Here is a 16,209-nt window from a genome sequence, read left to right as displayed (position 1 = left end):
TCTTTTAGCACCTGGATAATCTGCTCTTCAGTGTACTTCTTGCGCTGCATTTCGAGTCCTCCCGTTCGCTATATTCTAGCAGAGAACTCTAAGAGCCAATGGCATTATTTACGGGGGAAAGGTCATTCGGCGGCCAACCCGGTGCTCACCACCCTGCGCTATTTCAAGGACGAATACCTCGCCCATATCAACGATAAAAAGTGCCCGGCCGGCGTCTGCCGCGAGCTGCTGACCTTCAGCATCGACGCCGCCAATTGCACCGGCTGCGGCGTCTGCGCCCGGGGCTGTCCCACCAAGGCTATCAGCGGGGAAAAGAAACAGCCCCACACCATCAACCAGGAATTATGCATCAAATGCGGCGGCTGCTTCGACTCCTGCAAGTTTGACGCCGTGCGGAAACAGTAGCGCTCATTAAGGAGGCGTCCCATGACCAGGTACTGGATTAACGGAGACGAATCGGTTGATATCGCCGACGCGGAAGATATCAACATCGTGCGGCTGACCGTGGACGATAAGGACATCGCCGTTTCCGGGGGACAGACCATCTTTGAAGCCCTCCGCCAGGTGCCCGGCATCGGGGAAATACCCGGTATCTGCTTTAACCCCAACGTCCGCTCCTACGGCGCCTGCCGGCTCTGCACCGTGGAGATCAGCGAGGGCGGCGGCCAGCGTTTCCGCTTCGTGGCGTCCTGCCTCTACCCGGTGACGGAAGGGATGATTGTCAGGACCAACACGGAAAAGGTCAGGAGCCTGCGCCGGGGGATCATCGAGCTGCTGCTGGCGCGCTGCCCGGAGACCAGGGCCATCCAGGAGCTGGCCGAGGAATACGGCGTCAAGAAACCGCGCTTTTCCCTGGGGGACAGCAACTGCATTCTCTGCGGGCTGTGCGTCCGCGCCTGCCAGGAGATTATCGGCAAGTCCGCCATCAGCCTGGTGAACCGCGGCATCTATAAAGAGGTGGCCGCCCCCTTTTACGCCTACGAGCTGGAGGAGGGGTGCATCGGCTGCGGGGACTGCGTTTACGTTTGCCCCACCGGGGCGATAACGATGGGCGCCAACGGCAAACCGGTGCTGCCCAGGGTAAAGATTCCCTACGGGGAAACAGGGGCGGCGGGGGCTAAAGAGAAGGGCGCTTAACGGGATTTTTTTCTTGCATGAGGGGCACGGTCGTAGCGACAGTGCCCTTTTTTTATTTTGATTCAAAGATATCCATCCCCCTTTGCTCCTTATTACTCAAAAAGAGGATATATCATTAATTGGCTTTCCAACCAATACAAGGAAGTTCCAGTACTTATACTACTGGTTTAACTTGGAATAGATCTTCAAAACAACTCAGTGCAAAACGGTCAGTCATTCCCGCGATGAAATCATTGACTATTTGTTTTTTATCTACGGTATTAGGATATTGCATATCGCTCATGAAATCTCTAAATACATCATAATAATAACCTTGTCTCTGACGTGCTTGTTTTTGATTGGAGACATTTAAGAAAAACCTAAACAGCTCGCTGTATATCAACTCTATACGTCTCTCTTGATCTTGGAGCTTTGAATTATAATATATGTTTTTGTAGTTATAATCTTTCAATTTTTTTACCATTTTAGCTACTTCATCCGAAAAACATATTGAATTTTTATTCTCACTATTTTTTACTATATCATCAATCAAATTACCTATTATCTGTGAATTATTCGTTCCTAATCCAATTTCTGCATAGAATGTTATCAACTCCGGTTTGATAAAACCTGCCATTTGGGCATCTTCTAAATCTCTACCAAGATATGCAATTTTGTCTGCCATACGGACGACACATCCCTCTAAGGTAGACGGGGAATGTTTTCGCGCATCTTCGGGTTTTACCGATTTGATGTCTTTTTCTTCTGGCATTATAATTTGTTCATCACCTTCTCCATAATGGAACACGACACCATCTCTTACTTCGTATGTTAAGTTGAGTGGCGCTAGATGTTGACGATCTTTGTAATAATCAATCACTCTTAAGCTCTGTGCCTCATGGGTAAATTCAGGCATTTTTCTTCTTTGGTGTATCTTATTCAGAACTTTTTCGCCCAAATGACCAAATGGTGGATGTCCAAGGTCATGAGCTACAGAAATAGCTTCTGCTAATGTTGTATTAAGGTTTAATTGTTTGCATATGGTTACTGAAATAGATGCAACGTGTAAGGAATGCTCCATTCTCGTACAAATATGGTCATTTATCGGTGAGAAAAATACTTGGGTTTTATGCATAAGTCTTCGAAAAGGTTGGCTATGCAACACCCTTTGAACATCTCTCTCGAATTCGGTTCTATTACCAGCGTCATCTAGAGTTGTTATTCTTCCCGCTGTATCGAAACTAGACTTAGCATAATCAGACAGAGTGCTTTCCGTTTGTTCAATGTAGCTGTGATATTTTTTGTCCATCATCTCTCCTAGGTTCACTGAGAGTCAGACTATACCTAAAATACAATATATCGTTAATTGACTTAAAGGGATTTTTCCTGTGTTTAGGCCATCACATATGTTTTTATTCCACTTTTTATAACATTTACATCCGATTTCGTTTTCATGCCCCAGGTCAACACCATTTGCTCATCTCCATTAGCGCCATTGATTATATGTTAAATAGAAAAGGAAAACAAGAGGGTCGAACTACCCGTCCAAAACCAAGTACTTACTTTTCGTAATAAGCGGTATCCCCCCCCAAAAAAACAAATAGCCCCGACTTTTTACATCGGGGCTATCTTTATTCCTGTTGTTCAGGACTTGGTATTTCGTATTTAGAGCTTTTCCGGCCCTACATCCCGTAGTCGCCCATGCCGCCCATGCCGGGGGCGCCGCCACCTGCGGGGGACTTGTCTTTCTCCGGGATATCGGCCACCAGCGCCTCGGTGACCAGCACCATGACAGCGATGCTGGCGGCGTTCTCCAGTCCGGTGCGGACAACCTTGGTGGGGTCGATGATGCCCTTGGCTACCATGTCCACGTACTCATCGTTCTCGGCATCGTAGCCCATGCCCTTCTTGGCCTTTTTCACGTTTTCGATGATGACGGAGCCGTCTTTGCCGGCATTGGAGGCAATCCAGCGCAGGGGCTCGGTCACGGCCTTGCGGACGACATCCACGCCGGTAAGCTCATCACCTACCAACTGGAGCTTGTCCAGCGCAGGCAGGGCGTTCAAAAGACCGACGCCGCCGCCGGGCAGGATGCCCTCTTCAACCGCAGCGCGGGTGGCGGAAAGCGCGTCCTCGACGCGGTGCTTCTTTTCCTTGAGCTCTACCTCGGTGGAAGCGCCGACCTTGATAACGGCGACGCCGCCCACCAGCTTGGCCTGGCGTTCCTGCAGCTTCTCGCGGTCGAAATCGGAGGTGGTCTCTTCAATCTGGGCTTTAATCTGCTTGATTCTGCCCTTGATTTCTTCCTCGGAGCCTTTGCCTTCCACGATGGTGGTATTGTCTTTATCGGAGGTCACGCGGCGGGCGCGGCCCAGGTCTTCCACGGTAACGGAATCCAGCTTGCGGCCGACCTCTTCCGAGATAACCTTGCCGCCGGTGAGGATAGCCATGTCTTCCAGCATCGCCTTGCGGCGGTCGCCGAAGCCGGGGGCTTTCACGCCGAGCACGTTAATCGTGCCGCGCAGCTTGTTGACCACCAGCGTGGCCAGCGCTTCGCCGTCGATGTCCTCGGCGACGATAAGCAGGTTCTTGGAAACCTGGAGGATTTTCTCCAGGGCGGGTAAAATATCGGCCACGGCCGAAATTTTCTTATCCGTAATCAGGATATAGGGGTCTTCGATGACCGCTTCCATGCGCTCGGCGTTGGTGACGAAGTAAGCGCTGACGTAGCCGCGGTCGAACTGCATACCCTCGACGTATTCGATTTCATACTTGGTGCCCTTGGACTCTTCGACGGTGATAACGCCGTCCTTGCCGACCTTCTCCATTACCTCGGCCAAAAGCTCGCCGATTTCCTTGTCCTTGGCGGTAATGGTGCCGACCTGCGCAATCTGCGCCTTGTCTTTAATTTCCGTCGAGGACTTCTTGAGCTGCTCGACGATGGCGGCGGTGGCTTTCTGGATGCCCCGCTTCAGCCCCTGGGATTCCGCCCCGGCGGCGATATTCTTGAAACCGCCGGTAACGATGGCGTGGGCCAGGATGGTGGAAGTGGTGGTGCCGTCGCCGCAGGCGTCATTGGTCTTGCTGGCCGCTTCTTTGACCAGCTGGGCGCCCATGTTTTCAAAAGCGTCCGGGAGCTCGATATCCTTGGCGATGGTTACGCCGTCATCGATTACCGAGGGGGCTCCCCATTTTTTGTCCAGCGCCACGCAGTGGCCCTTGGGGCCCAGGGTAACTTTAACCGCGTCCGCCAGAGCATCGATGCCCTTCTTCAGGGCGTGTCTGACATCTTCACCGAAAATAATTTGTTTGGCCATAATGCTGCCTCCTTACCTTCCCTAGTTATTTGGCTTTCTTCGCCAGAATATCGCTCTCGCGGAGAATCATGAGCTCTTCATCGTCAACTTTGATTTCCGTGCCCCCGTACTTGGCGTAAATAACCCGGTCGCCAACCTTGAGGTCCATGGGAATCCGTTTGCCGTCATCGGCCATTTTGCCCGGGCCCACCGCCATTACCTCTCCCTCCTGGGGTTTTTCCTTGGCTGTGTCCGGCAAATATATCCCGGATTTGGTTTTTTCTTCCTTCTCTATGGGTTTTACCAGGACACGATCCGCCAGCGGCTGCAATTTAACTGCCATGCCTTGCCTCCTTTCTTGATTTGCGATTTTTCAGTCTTTGACATTATTTAGCACTCTCCAGGCGAGAGTGCTAACATCAATATCATACCGCAGATAGTATTCCATATCAACTTAATATAGGGCCGTTTACAGCTTACGGGAAACATCTAGTAACAGGTTTCCTCGCTATATCTCTCGTTTTCTCCTATATATACACGTGCGTGCCCGGCGTTGGCACTGTATTTATTTGCCAATTACCGTTATTTCCCGCCCCCCTCTCCTCTGACAGAGCGGGGGAATTAAGGGGAGTGAGGTCAGGATGCCTTTAAATCCCCGCCTGAAATATTGACGCCTTACACGGCATCGTGTAAAATCAAGGCGTGAAAAAGAAGTCCGCCGGCGCCAAAAGGCAGTGGGACGGGGACAGCATCCAGGCCCTGCGCCGCCACCTGGACCTGACCCAGGCCGAGCTGTCCGACCGGCTGGGCACCCGCCAGCAGACCATCAGCGAGTGGGAGACCGGCATGTATCAGCCCCGCGGCGCCTCCTCCACGCTGCTCTCCATGGTAGCCGAACAGGCCAGGTTCAAATACCAGGCCTCGCCGCGTAAAAAGAAAGCTTGACATTATACACGTTAACGTGTAAGATACAGTTGGCTCAGTCAGTCGTCCCCGGCCCGCTCCCCGGGTAAATCCGGCATTTTACCACCCCTGATGTCGCCGGGCGGCCGCGCGTCAGTGAGGTATCCATGCCCCCGTCTTTTCCGGAAAAACTCATCCAGGAAATCTGGCAGGGCGCCCTGCAGCGCCGGAAAGACCTGGTCACCGCCGCCGGCGGCCCCGTAGAAGTCATTTACCCGGGACGCCGCAACGATGACCGGGGCGCTGATTTCCGTGACGCCGTTATCGCCACCGGGCAGGGACTGCTCAAAGGCGATATAGAAATCCACACCCTGTCCAGCAGCTGGTGGGCGCACCGCCATCACCTTGACCCCACCTATAACCGGGTGGTGCTGCACGTGGTCTTCTGGGACGATGCCGGCCGGGCGGCGGAACTGGCGAACGGCTTTACCGTGCCGACGCTGGCGCTGCACGGCTATTACGCTACGGCGGAAATTAAAAGCCCGGCGCTGACCGTCTCCCCCTTTATGCCCTGCCGCCGCACCCGGCCCGGTCTTAAAACCATCACCGGGCTGCTGGACGCGGCCGGGCTGGCTAGGTTCCAGTCCCAGGCTGACACTTTCCGGGAAACCCTGGCGCGCTACGGCCCCGCCCAGTCCCTCTATGCGGGCATCATGACCGCGCTGGGCTACTCCAAAAACAAAGAGCCCATGGCAGAGCTGGCCGCGTGCCTGCCGCTGGCCGGACTCACCGCCGCCACCCCGGCCGGCATGCCGGAAAGCGAATGCCTGGCCCTCTACCAGGGCTTATTAATCGGGGCGGCGGGGCTGCTGCCTTCGCAGCGCGGGGGGCGATTTTCCGGCCGCCCGGCGGATGCGTGGGAGAATACCCTGGAAAATGCCTGGGCTTCTTACGGGGAAGCGCCGGCCCTGTCTCCGGGTGACTGGCGCTTTTTCAAGGTCAGGCCCGGCAACCACCCGGTGCGCCGCCTGGCCGCCATGAGCCGCCTCCTGCTGCGTTACCGGAGGCAGGGGCTGCTGGACGGCCTGCGGGAGGTGCTGCGGGAAGCCGCCGCGGATAAAAACACCCGCTGCCTGGAATTATCCCTGGCGGTTGAGGCTGATAGTTTCTGGGGCTGCTATTTGGACTTCGGCGTGGAAGCGGTGAATGCCGCCCCCGCCCTGCTGGGCCGGGAAAGGGCGGCGGAAATAAGCGTTAACGTTATCCTCCCCTTTGCCGCCGCCGGGGGTTTTAGCGGCGCGCCGCCGGACCTGCCGTGGCAGGCCCGGGAAATCTATAGCGCCTGCCCGGCCCCGGCGGAAAACGCGCTGGTGAAGCACATGAGACAGCAGCTGGGCATCGGGCGGGCGGCGGCTACGGCGCGGCGGCAGCAGGGGCTGATACACTTGTACAAGACGCGGTGCTCCCAGGGGAAATGCCCGGGCTGCCCGCTGGGCGGGGAAAAGGGGGACTAAAGCGACCGGGTCATGTAGGTGAGGCGCTCCGTGTAGCCGCGCCGGGCGTAAAAATCATGGGCGCCGGCGTTGGCGATTAAAACGTCCATGCCCGCCGCCTGGCAGCCTTGCGCCCGGAAGAAATCCTCCAGCTTGGCGAGGAGTAAAGACCCCACGCCCTTATCGCGCCAGCCGTCCTTCACCACCAGGTCGTCGATATAGCCGGCGCGCGTCCAGTCTATCGCCGCCCGCATGACCGGGGTGGCTTCCTGGACAAGGCCGACGATGCACCCCAACACCTCGCCGCCGGCTTCGGCCAGGTAGATAATGCCGCCGGATTTCTTCACCTTTTCCAGCGTTTCGGCGGTGTAAAGCTCGCCGTATTCCGGTAAGCGCCGCAGGCGGCGCTGGGGGTCCCTGCCCGCCTGGTAGTCCTGCAAAGTTTCCAGCAGCCTGACGAGCGCCGGACGGTCGGCGGGGCGGTATGCACGAATCGTTATTTCCATATTACGCCGCTAGGCCAGGTGTTTTTCCAGCTCCCGCAAGCTGCGCAGACGGGGGCAATCGAGTTTTTCCTGATAATAGTCATCGCGGTCGAGCAGCAGCGCCTTCATACCGGCGGCCCGGCTGCCGATAACGTCCACGTTATACTGGTCGCCGATATATACCGTCGCCGCGGGCGGGACGCCGGCCTTGGCGATGGCGAAATCGAATATCTCCCGGTGCGGCTTGGTGAAGCCCGTGTCCTGGGAGGTCACCACGATGTCCAGCCGCGCCGCCAGCCCGAGCCTGTCCAGCGTGGCGGTCATGTCCCGCTCGATATTGGAAATCAGGCCCAGCGTCAGTTGGCGCTTTTTCAGGGCGTCCAGCGCCGGTAAAACATCGTCGAAAAGAATCAAGTCCATTTTGGCCTGCTGTGTCAGTCCCAGCAGCTTGAGGACGGTCTTTTCGTCCGCTTTTATCCCCGCCTCCCGCAGCACCACCCGCTGGTACTCCGTATAAAGCGTCATGGCTTCTTCACGGGTACGCCGGCTCAGGGGCCGGGCGGCTATTTCGTCATAGATGTATTGATTGGCGGCCAGAATCGGGCGGCGCAGGGCGGCGGCGCTGACGTCGAAGCCGGACTCCTTGAGCGCCCCGGCCTCCAGCTCCTCCTGTGAAGGCTTATAGTGCACCAGCGTCTGGTAAAGGTCGAAGAACACAGCCTTGATCATGATGTCAGCTCCATTTCCGGTAATAGCAGTTATTATATTGTATCATGGAAGCGCGCCGGGCCGTAAAGCAAAACCCGAATAACGCATAAAAAACGCTTGTGTCCGGACTGGCTCATCCTCAACGATATAGGCGGGAGTGCCGGGCGAGGGGGCAATTAACCGCTTCGCCTTCTCATTGACTTCACAGGGGGTCGCTGATAAGATTAGGGTGAGAGGCATTATGTCAAAAAAAGCGGATATTCCCCGGCTGGCGGTGTTCCCGCTGACGGCGGATATAGCTGAAAACGGCCACCTGACTATCGGCGGCTGTGATACGGCGGCGCTGGCCCGGGAGTACGGCACGCCGCTTTACGTCTTTGACGAGGCCGATTTGCGCAGCCGCTGCCGGGAGTATAAAACCGAGTTCGGGAAGCGCTATCCCGGCGTGACCATCGCCTATTCTCCCAAGGCGTTCACGGCCAAAGCCATGATAAAGCTGGTCAGGGAAGAGGGGCTGGACCTGGATATCGTTACTCTCGGGGAGCTGGGCATCGCTAAAGCGGCGGGTTTCCCCATGGCCGGGATACACTTCCCCGGCAACAACAAGTCCGCGGCAGACCTGGAGACAGCCGTTAAATACAACATCGGCCATATCGTGGTGGACAACCTGCCGGAACTGGACATTCTCATCGGGATAGCCGGCCGGAAAAAGGCAAAGATTTTATTACGCCTCAATCCCGGCATAGACCCGCATACGCATAAGTACAACACCACCGGCATCGCGGATTCCAAGTTCGGCCTGCCGCGCGGGGAATGGGACACCGCGTTAAGTAAAGCGCTGGCGGCGCCGAACCTGGACGTGGACGGCTTTCACTTTCACATCGGCTCCGGCCTGTTCGAGGCGGACCCTTACCTGGGCGCCATCGAGGCCGTCCTGCAATACGCGGCGGAACAGAAAACCAAAAACGGCTTTGAGATGCGCACGTTAAGCGTCGGCGGCGGTATCGGGGCGTATTATCAAGCAGGGAAAGCACCCCCGCCGGTCGCCTATTTCGCCGAAGCTATAACCAAAAAAATCAAGAATGAGTGCCGCCGCCTCAAATTGAATCCCCCGCAACTCATCGTCGAGCCGGGACGGAAAATCGTCGCCCAGGCCGGAGTATCGCTTTACACGGTGGGTGTTATCAAGGAAATAACCGGCATCCGCCGCTACGCCTCGGTGGACGGCGGCATCAGCGATAACATCCGCTACGCCATGTACGGCGACTGGGCATTGCAGGAAGCCCTCCTGGCCAACCGCGCGGCGGAAAAAGACACGCATCAATACAGGATTACCGGCAAGCTCTGCGAGTCCGGCGATATCCTGATACCGGAAATCAGGCTGCCGGAGCTCAAGTCCGGGGACATCCTGGCCATGGCGGGGAGCGGCGCTTACGCGGTGCCGATGCAGAGCAACTACAACTCCATGCTGCGCCCGGCCATCGTCTTTGTGAAAGACGGGCAGGCCCGCCTGGTGCGGCGCCGGGAGACGCTGCAAGACTTACTCCGGCGGGATTTGGACTAGTTATGACAACAACACCGTGGGAGCTAATCGGCCAGGAGCGGGCGGTATCGCTATTGCGGCTCAGCCTGGCATCGGGCGCGTTGGCCCACGGCTATTTATTCATCGGGCCGCCGCACATCGGCAAAATGACGCTGGCCATCAGCCTGGCCCAGGCGCTGAACTGTGAAGCTATAGATAAACCCTGCCTCACCTGTTCCTCCTGCAAGAAAATTGCCGCCGGAAATCACAGCGACGTCCAGGTAATCGGCATTACGCAGAACGGGGAGGAGGGGGATGAGTCCAAGGTCATTAAAATCAAGCAGATAGAAAATTTGCAGCATGACGCCAGCCTGCCGCCGTTCGAGGGAAAGCACAAGGTGTTCATTATCGACGGCGCGGAGCTGATGTCCGCGGATGCCGCCAACCGCTTTCTCAAGACGCTGGAGGAGCCGGAAAAGAACGTAACCTTTATTTTGCTAACGTCTAATGATAAACTATTGCTGCCCACCATCATCTCGCGCTGCCAGCGCCTGGAGCTGCCGCCGCTTTCCATCGCTGGGGAGACGGCCGCGCTGGTGGACCGGTGTAAAATGACCCCGGAGAAGGCGCGGCTGCTGTCCGGGCTTTCCCACGGCTGCCCGGGGTGGGCTATCGCGGCGGCGGGGGATGACGGCATTCTGGAGCGGCGGCGGGAGGAGCTGGACCGGCTGGTGCAGGTTATCGGCGCCGCCAGCGAGGATCGCTTCGCCTACGTCGCCCGGCTGGCGGCGGGGTTTACCCAGAACCGGGGCGCCGTGTATGATATCCTGGACCGGTGGCTCGATTACTGGCGCGACCTGATGCTGGCTAAATTGGGCTGCGCGGACATGATTACCAATATCGATAGGCAAGAGGAAATAATAAGGACGGCCGGCCATTACCGCCTGGCCGGTATCAGAAATTTTATTAGCAGCCTGGAGTCGGCGGCGGCGCAGCTCAGGCGGAACGTGAACCCGCGGCTGGCCCTGGAAGTGCTGATGCTGGATATTCCAAAAGAGGAGGTGACAAGCCCCCGGTAATGCCGGGGGTCATGAGATATGTCAAATATCACGGGAATACGGTTTAAAAAAGCGGGCAAAATTTACTACTTCGATGCGGGCGAAATCGCCCTGCAGGCCGGCGACTACGCGGTCGTTAAGACCAGCCGGGGCATGGAGCTGGGGCACGTGGTCATCGCGCCCGGGCAGGTAAAAATCAATGAAACGGGCGAGTCCCTGAGCCCGGTGATGCGCAAGGCGGAGGAGGAGGACCTCGCCAAGGAGAAGGATCTGGAGAACAAGGCGGAGGAGGCGTTAATCGAATGCGGCAAGATGATTACCGAGCTGAACCTGCCGATGAAGCTGCTCTCCGCGGAGTACGCCCTGGACAGCTCCCGGCTTACTTTCCTTTTCAGCGCCGAGGAGCGCGTGGACTTCCGCGAGCTGGTGCGGCGGCTATCGGGCAAATTCAAGATCAGGGTGGAGCTGAGGCAGGTGGGCAGCCGCGATGAAGCCAAGCTGCTGGGGAGTTACGGGCGGTGCGGCCGCGAGCTGTGCTGCGCCAGCTTTCTGACGGAGTTCACGCCGGTTTCCATCAAGATGGCCAAGGAGCAGGACCTGCCGCTTAACCCGATGAAGATTTCCGGAGCCTGCGGCCGGCTGATGTGCTGCCTGTCTTACGAGGGCGAGCAGTACCGCGCCATGAAGGCCAAGATGCCCAAGAACGGGCAGAGGGTCTCCACGCGCATGGGCGAGGCCACGGTCATCGGCAATAATCCGCTCAAGGAAACGGTGATGGTGGAGCTGGACACGGAGGCCCAGGTGGAGCTGCCGCTGGGAGAGGTGAGCTATTAAGGGAGTTTACGGTAGACAGTAGACAGTTTATAGTAAACAGTTTATAGTTTCCCCCTCCCCTTTTCCCCCCACTGTCAGCTAATGACTGATGACTGTCAACTCCGCCCTTTTTCCCTCCGCTCATGGTGAGCCCGTCGAACCATCACCCTGAGCTTGCCGAAGGGGCCTTTTCACCCTATTGATACAGATATTTGCGCCACTCGTCGCGCTGGGAGAGGTGAGTTATTAAGGGAGTTTACGGTAGACAGTTTATAGTTTCCCCCTCCCCTTTTCCCGACACTGTTAACTGTAAACTTCCCCTTTACTCCCAGAACTGACCACTCACCTTTTCACCCTATTGATACAGATATTTGCGCCACTCGTCCCGCTGGGAGAGGTAGTGGTAAGGGATGTTGAACAGGTGATTGCCTGACGGCGGGCCGGGCGTTTTGATAAGCTTCATATTGGCTTCTTTAGGGGTGCGCCCCGCTTTGCGCCGGTTGCATTCCACGCAGGCGCTGACCACGTTTTCCCAGGTGTGCTGACCGCCCCGGTAGCGCGGTATCACGTGGTCCAAAGTCAGGTGCCGACTCTGCTGGCTGCAGTACTGGCAGGTGTACTTGTCCCGGTTGAAAATTTCATAGCGGGTCATTTTGCGCTGCCGGTATGGCCGCTTGACGTGCTGACAGACGCGGATGACGGAGGGCAGCTCAAAAGTGGCGTTAAGGGAGTGGATGCTGCCCATGCCGTTTTCTATCATCTCCGCCTTGCCCTGGTAGATAAGGACGACGGCGCGGCGGGCACGGCAGACGGTCAGCGGCTCATAGCTCTGGTTGAGAACTAAAACCGGATGGTTTAACATCAGCTTCCCCGTTAGAGTGTATCCAGCCTCATTTTAGCGCAAAGCTGGCGGGGGTGCAAGGATGAGGAAACTCTAAACTCTAAATTCTAGGTAAAGGGAGTTGGGGCGAGGAGAGTAAGATACAAGAGACAATAACCAAATGAATGGGGAGGTAAGAAAGGGACAATAACATCTTGACTATGTATTGACAAAAAACTATTATGATGATACCATATACGGTATCACCGATCAACAAAGGGCTATAATATGTAAAGAGTCAGGGTAACAGAACAGTATATGTCTAAAACAGACAAGTTACTTGATAAAGCCAAAAACAGCCCCCAAAACATTTCCTTCTTAGAATTGGAAAGTTTATGTGCTAATTATGGCTTGACTCTTAAGCGAGGGAAGGGTGGAGGAAGTCACTATCTTTTAAAACTACCAGATGGAACTAAGCTTACAATACCAAGAAAAGGGACTAAGGTTAAAAAGTGGTATGTTCAGGAGGTTGTGGAAGCCATCGAATCATTTGGACATCATATCTAACAGCAATATTTTTTACTGGGGGCGAGCATTGAAAACTAGAGAGAAATACCAAAATAATATTGAATATTTCATGAAATTACCCTACTCATTACTTTTACACCAAATCGAGGACGAAGGAAAACAATATTGGATAGCGGAAATTCCTGAGCTTCCTGGTTGTAAGTCACATGGAGAAACAATAGGAGAAGCTGTCGCGAGCATAGAAGAAGCAAAAAAAGACTGGGTACTAGATAGCTTAGAAGATGGCGAGGAAATTCCTACACCAATAGAAAGGGAGAAATTCAGCGGCCGTACTTTGTTACGCATGTCACGTTCTCTACATCGAGCTTTATCACTAATAGCAGAAACCGAAAAATTAAGCTTAAACCAGCTAATAGTAACAATTTTAGCCAAAGAAGTTGGGCGTTTAGGTGTTCTAAATAGGGTTGAGGAAAAACTAGATAGTTTACTAGTAAAATTGGAGAAAAACATGGAACAGACAGAGCAAACGTTGATACTAAGCTCCGCTACACAATGTCGGTTGTGTGAAAATGCATATCATCAATATTCTAGAGAAGCTCTTACCAGTACCGGTCTACAAAGACGACACATGCATATAAGTGGAGCAAACGTTCATATTGGTGCTGCTATACCAGCTTTCACCGGTACTACTCCTAATTTGGGGAATACTTGGGGGTACAATGCTGTAGACCTTGAAAATACTAGCATTTTTGAGTTTTTTCCCCCGGATTCAATAGAAACAATAAACGACACTAATATTGTAACTGTGGCAGAAAAATAAATGAAAGGAGATGACAACATTGAAGGATATTACAGATATAACTGTTATTCAGATCAGGTTATTTCCAGTAGATGTTATTCCTTTTAATATAATATCAACTCAATCTTGCGTTCAAAAAATTAAGGAGTCTTTCTCTTTGACGGTAGTTGAGTCACCGCCATTTCTAGACAATATTAATTCTATTATGTTTCAAAAAGGAGAGTTTAAATCCAATAAACAAATAATAATAATAAATAAAATAGAAATAGAACCTAGACGAATAATACTGGAAGTAACAGGAACTTCCCAGCAAGCTAACGAAGTATATGATTCATTACTGATATCAATATCTGAAGCTGTCAATATAGAGGTAGGAAGATTGCGACAGCCTTTACTCAATGCTGAAAATACGAGATGTGTTGTTACTCTTGATTTTCATATTAGTGAATTATTTAGCAAATCTTTCATGAGCTTTCTCAACAATGATGTTAAGAATAAAGCTTCGACTCAATTGGCTTCTGGTATTGTAGAACCTATTGGGATATTAACTCAAATAAGTTATCAAATTAAGGATGAAACTCTTATAAAAAACGCAATAGGCATGAATCCAAAGCAATTTACTATCACCCCTAGGTCAGGAGTTCCAATAGAAGAAAAACGGTTCGTTACTTCTTCACCTTTTGACTCCGATACTCACCTTGGTTTGATTAAGACTTTGAATAACTTGATGGTCAAAAAGGTTAAGAAATAATTCGTATCCTTTCTTCTACTCCCAATACCACCCACCCCTGCTGGGGGGTGGGGGTTAAGGGGTATAGGTAACCCCCTGCTCCGGCGTTTCCCACGCCTCCACCGCCGTCAGGGTGATAGGCTCTTTCTCCAGCTTCCCCTTAAGCTCCTTATATATCGTCGCCGCTATGTTCTCGGAGGAGGGGTTGATTTTATCATACGGGGGGACGTCATTGAGGCAGGTGTGGTCGTAGCGGTCCAGAATCTGGTTCAAATGCGCCTTTAAATCCGTAAAATCATAGGCCAGGCCTATCTCGTTCAGCTTGTCCGCCGCCACCTTCACGCGTACCGTATAGCGGTGGCCGTGCAGGTTCTCGCACTTACCCTTGTAGTCGCGTAAATAGTGGGCGGCGTCAAAGTGTTTTTCCACGGTGATTTCGTACATATTAGTTGATAGTTAACAGTTTAGAGTGTACCGTCCCCTCCCCTTTTCCCCCCACCGTTTACCGTCTACTGTTAACTTCCCCCTTTCCCCAAAACTCCCTAATCCCTCACCCCTCCAGCTTCATCACCCCTTGAACCTCTTTAATGGCCTTGTTCAGCTCCCTGATTTTCTTCTTCAGCACCGGGTGCTCCACGTCCGGGGCTATTTCCGCCAGCGGAATGAGCACGAAGGAGCGCTCCGCCATGCTCGGGTGGGGAATCACCAGGTCTTTGGTATTGACCTCCTTATCCCCGTAGAGCAGGATGTCGATGTCGATGATGCGCGGCTCGCCGGAGCGACTATACCGCCCCATCTTGAGCTCGATGCCCTTCACTAAAGCCAGCAGGCCCTCCGGGGTCAGGCGGGTGAACGCCTCGCAGGCGAGGTTCAAAAAGCGCGGCTGGCTGACGGGGCCGATAGGCTCGGTATCGTAAATGCCGGAGACCTTGCCCATCCTCATGCGCTCGGAAAGCAGCTTCAGGGCGCGGTCCAGGTTTTCCTGCCGGTTGCCCAGATTGGAGCCTAAAGAAAAGTAAACCGTTACAGTTTCATTCACCGATAGCCCCCCTTCTGATGATAGCATCACTCATGCGGCAGACCAGCGCCGTCTGTTTGACGTCATGCACCCGCACCATATCCGCCCCGTTGGCGATGCCGATAGCCGTCACCGCCAGGTTGCCCTCCAGGCGTTGGTCCGCGGGCGCGTCCAGCACCAAGCCTATCATGCTCTTGCGCGATGTGCCCAGCAAAATGGGCTTGCCCAGCGCTTTAAGCTCGCTGAGGCGGTTGACCAGCTCCAGGTTTTGCTCTAAAGTCTTGCCGAACCCGCAGCCCGGGTCGACGATGATATCCTGCGCCGGGACACCGGCCTCCAGGGCGATATTGATGCCCCCCTCCAGGTCCGCCATCACTCTGGCCACGATGCCCGCTTTAGGCGGGGCGTCCCGCTCGTTAGCCATGAGGATGATAGGCACTTTAGCCCGTGCGGCCAGCCGGGCCAGGGCGGGGTCTTTCTTCAGGCCCCAGATATCGTTAATCATGTTGGCCCCGGCCTCCAGGGCGCGTTCCGCCACGCGGGCCTTATAGGTATCCACGCTGATGGGTACCTTGATTTCTTTAGCCAGTCGCGCGATGACCGGGACCACCAGCTTTATCTCATTCTCCACGTCCTCTATAGATAGGGGCCTGGTGCCGGGGCGCGTCGATTCCCCCCCCACGTCGATAATGTCCGCCCCCTCGTCCACCATGCGCCGCGCCTGCGCCGCCGCCCGCTCCAAATCTTCGCCGATGCCGTCGCCGGAAAAAGAGTCCGGTGACAGGTTCACGATACCCATCACGTAGGTCTTTTCTCCCCAGCGGAACTCCGTATCGCGGCAGCGGGTGGGCGCTAAAGTGTTTTTCATAGTTTTTCAACCAACATTTTAACACAGTTGCCGGGCTGAGAGGTAAGTGGGA

At 54.4% G+C, this 16,209-nt stretch carries 19 protein-coding genes; 10 read left to right on the top strand and 9 right to left on the bottom strand.

Translation table 11 applies throughout. From position 1 onward, the window contains the following. A partial coding sequence (locus WC370_05095) for a 4Fe-4S binding protein (GenBank protein MFA5308849.1) occupies positions 1–405 on the top strand: 405 nt, incomplete at its 5' end. Positions 406–426: 21 nt separating this feature from the next. Next, positions 427–1,137, top strand: a complete 711-nt coding sequence (locus tag WC370_05090) for a 4Fe-4S dicluster domain-containing protein (GenBank protein ID MFA5308848.1) — start codon at positions 427–429, stop codon at positions 1,135–1,137. A gap of 154 nt (positions 1,138–1,291) precedes the next feature. On the opposite strand, the gene dgt is transcribed toward WC370_05090, so the two are convergent. From dgt to groES, 3 genes are all read right to left on the bottom strand, one after another. Continuing rightward, positions 1,292–2,428 (bottom strand): dNTP triphosphohydrolase, encoded by a 1,137-nt coding sequence (dgt, locus tag WC370_05085; protein MFA5308847.1) that lies wholly within the window; start codon positions 2,426–2,428, stop codon positions 1,292–1,294. Positions 2,429–2,798: 370 nt separating this feature from the next. Continuing rightward, positions 2,799–4,433, bottom strand: coding sequence for a chaperonin GroEL (gene groL, locus WC370_05080; protein ID MFA5308846.1), 1,635 nt, complete (start codon positions 4,431–4,433; stop codon positions 2,799–2,801). A gap of 25 nt (positions 4,434–4,458) precedes the next feature. After that, complete coding sequence (groES, locus tag WC370_05075) at positions 4,459–4,755, bottom strand: co-chaperone GroES (GenBank protein MFA5308845.1); 297 nt, start codon at positions 4,753–4,755, stop codon at positions 4,459–4,461. A gap of 359 nt (positions 4,756–5,114) precedes the next feature. Here groES and WC370_05070 point away from each other — a divergent pair, with 359 nt between their 5' ends. Continuing rightward, a complete protein-coding gene (locus tag WC370_05070; GenBank protein ID MFA5308844.1) occupies positions 5,115–5,357 on the top strand; it encodes a helix-turn-helix transcriptional regulator in 243 nt (80 codons plus the stop codon). A 125-nt stretch (positions 5,358–5,482) separates the two neighbouring features. After that, entirely contained in the window at positions 5,483–6,829 is a 1,347-nt protein-coding gene (locus WC370_05065; GenBank protein MFA5308843.1) for a DUF2851 family protein, read from the top strand. Here the strand turns inward: WC370_05065 and WC370_05060 are convergent. Together WC370_05060 and WC370_05055 are read right to left on the bottom strand one after the other, a co-directional pair. Beyond that, positions 6,826–7,314, bottom strand: a complete 489-nt coding sequence (locus tag WC370_05060; GenBank protein ID MFA5308842.1) for a GNAT family N-acetyltransferase — start codon at positions 7,312–7,314, stop codon at positions 6,826–6,828. The genes WC370_05065 and WC370_05060 overlap by 4 nt on opposite strands. A gap of 9 nt (positions 7,315–7,323) precedes the next feature. Next, positions 7,324–8,022, bottom strand: coding sequence for an HAD family hydrolase (locus WC370_05055; GenBank protein ID MFA5308841.1), 699 nt, complete (start codon positions 8,020–8,022; stop codon positions 7,324–7,326). Between the two features lie 220 nt (positions 8,023–8,242). Here WC370_05055 and lysA point away from each other — a divergent pair, with 220 nt between their 5' ends. Genes lysA through WC370_05040 form a run of 3 tightly spaced genes read left to right on the top strand, consistent with a single transcriptional unit; the run spans position 8,243 to position 11,415 of the window. After that, the gene (gene lysA / locus WC370_05050) at positions 8,243–9,565 is read left to right on the top strand and encodes a diaminopimelate decarboxylase (protein ID MFA5308840.1); all 1,323 of its coding nucleotides are present in this window, start codon (positions 8,243–8,245) and stop codon (positions 9,563–9,565) included. Positions 9,566–9,567: 2 nt separating this feature from the next. Next, positions 9,568–10,602 carry an AAA family ATPase gene (locus WC370_05045; GenBank protein MFA5308839.1) on the top strand — a complete coding sequence of 345 codons (1,035 nt, stop codon included), beginning with the start codon at positions 9,568–9,570 and terminating at the stop codon, positions 10,600–10,602. A gap of 18 nt (positions 10,603–10,620) precedes the next feature. After that, positions 10,621–11,415 carry a stage 0 sporulation family protein gene (locus tag WC370_05040; GenBank protein ID MFA5308838.1) on the top strand — a complete coding sequence of 265 codons (795 nt, stop codon included), beginning with the start codon at positions 10,621–10,623 and terminating at the stop codon, positions 11,413–11,415. 334 nt (positions 11,416–11,749) lie between these two features. Here the strand turns inward: WC370_05040 and WC370_05035 are convergent, their stop codons facing one another. Then, on the bottom strand, positions 11,750–12,256 hold the full coding sequence (locus WC370_05035; GenBank protein ID MFA5308837.1) for an HNH endonuclease: 507 nt from the start codon (positions 12,254–12,256) through the stop codon (positions 11,750–11,752). 276 nt (positions 12,257–12,532) lie between these two features. Between WC370_05035 and WC370_05030 the strand changes: the two genes are divergently transcribed. From WC370_05030 to WC370_05020, 3 genes are read left to right on the top strand one after another with little or no spacing between them, the layout of a single operon-like run. Then, positions 12,533–12,781 carry a hypothetical protein gene (locus WC370_05030; GenBank protein MFA5308836.1) on the top strand — a complete coding sequence of 83 codons (249 nt, stop codon included), beginning with the start codon at positions 12,533–12,535 and terminating at the stop codon, positions 12,779–12,781. A 28-nt stretch (positions 12,782–12,809) separates the two neighbouring features. Further along, entirely contained in the window at positions 12,810–13,562 is a 753-nt protein-coding gene (locus tag WC370_05025) for a type II toxin-antitoxin system HicB family antitoxin (protein ID MFA5308835.1), read from the top strand. Between the two features lie 19 nt (positions 13,563–13,581). Then, positions 13,582–14,292, top strand: a complete 711-nt coding sequence (locus tag WC370_05020) for a hypothetical protein (GenBank protein MFA5308834.1) — start codon at positions 13,582–13,584, stop codon at positions 14,290–14,292. Between the two features lie 54 nt (positions 14,293–14,346). Here the strand turns inward: WC370_05020 and queD are convergent, their stop codons facing one another. The 3 genes from queD to folP all read right to left on the bottom strand — a co-directional run bounded on the left by queD (position 14,347) and on the right by folP (position 16,157). After that, on the bottom strand, positions 14,347–14,715 hold the full coding sequence (gene queD / locus WC370_05015) for a 6-carboxytetrahydropterin synthase QueD (GenBank protein MFA5308833.1): 369 nt from the start codon (positions 14,713–14,715) through the stop codon (positions 14,347–14,349). A gap of 106 nt (positions 14,716–14,821) precedes the next feature. After that, entirely contained in the window at positions 14,822–15,310 is a 489-nt protein-coding gene (folK, locus tag WC370_05010) for a 2-amino-4-hydroxy-6-hydroxymethyldihydropteridine diphosphokinase (protein MFA5308832.1), read from the bottom strand. Continuing rightward, the gene (gene folP / locus WC370_05005; GenBank protein MFA5308831.1) at positions 15,303–16,157 is read right to left on the bottom strand and encodes a dihydropteroate synthase; all 855 of its coding nucleotides are present in this window, start codon (positions 16,155–16,157) and stop codon (positions 15,303–15,305) included. The genes folK and folP overlap by 8 nt, the downstream gene beginning before the upstream one ends. Between the last annotated feature and the right edge of the window lie 52 nt (positions 16,158–16,209).

It is taken from the genome of Dehalococcoidales bacterium (assembly GCA_041652735.1).
Taxonomy (GTDB): domain Bacteria; phylum Chloroflexota; class Dehalococcoidia; order Dehalococcoidales; family RBG-16-60-22; genus RBG-13-51-18.
Note: the sequence above shows the minus strand (reverse complement) of the source record. Positions and strands in the feature narration are given on the sequence as shown.

Bases quoted from the DNA above. Each gene is read 5' to 3' on its own strand.
- dgt (MFA5308847.1), bottom strand. From the start codon at position 2,428: ATGATGGACAAAAAATATCACAGCTACATTGAACAAACGGAAAGCACT.
- WC370_05040 (MFA5308838.1), top strand. From the start codon at position 10,621: ATGTCAAATATCACGGGAATACGGTTTAAAAAAGCGGGCAAAATTTAC.
- groL (MFA5308846.1), bottom strand. From the start codon at position 4,433: ATGGCCAAACAAATTATTTTCGGTGAAGATGTCAGACACGCCCTGAAG.
- queD (MFA5308833.1), bottom strand. From the start codon at position 14,715: ATGTACGAAATCACCGTGGAAAAACACTTTGACGCCGCCCACTATTTA.
- WC370_05055 (MFA5308841.1), bottom strand. From the start codon at position 8,022: ATGATCAAGGCTGTGTTCTTCGACCTTTACCAGACGCTGGTGCACTAT.
- groES (MFA5308845.1), bottom strand. From the start codon at position 4,755: ATGGCAGTTAAATTGCAGCCGCTGGCGGATCGTGTCCTGGTAAAACCC.
- folP (MFA5308831.1), bottom strand. From the start codon at position 16,157: ATGAAAAACACTTTAGCGCCCACCCGCTGCCGCGATACGGAGTTCCGC.
- WC370_05030 (MFA5308836.1), top strand. From the start codon at position 12,533: ATGTCTAAAACAGACAAGTTACTTGATAAAGCCAAAAACAGCCCCCAA.
- WC370_05090 (MFA5308848.1), top strand. From the start codon at position 427: ATGACCAGGTACTGGATTAACGGAGACGAATCGGTTGATATCGCCGAC.
- WC370_05035 (MFA5308837.1), bottom strand. From the start codon at position 12,256: ATGTTAAACCATCCGGTTTTAGTTCTCAACCAGAGCTATGAGCCGCTG.
- WC370_05065 (MFA5308843.1), top strand. From the start codon at position 5,483: ATGCCCCCGTCTTTTCCGGAAAAACTCATCCAGGAAATCTGGCAGGGC.
- WC370_05045 (MFA5308839.1), top strand. From the start codon at position 9,568: ATGACAACAACACCGTGGGAGCTAATCGGCCAGGAGCGGGCGGTATCG.
- lysA (MFA5308840.1), top strand. From the start codon at position 8,243: ATGTCAAAAAAAGCGGATATTCCCCGGCTGGCGGTGTTCCCGCTGACG.
- WC370_05060 (MFA5308842.1), bottom strand. From the start codon at position 7,314: ATGGAAATAACGATTCGTGCATACCGCCCCGCCGACCGTCCGGCGCTC.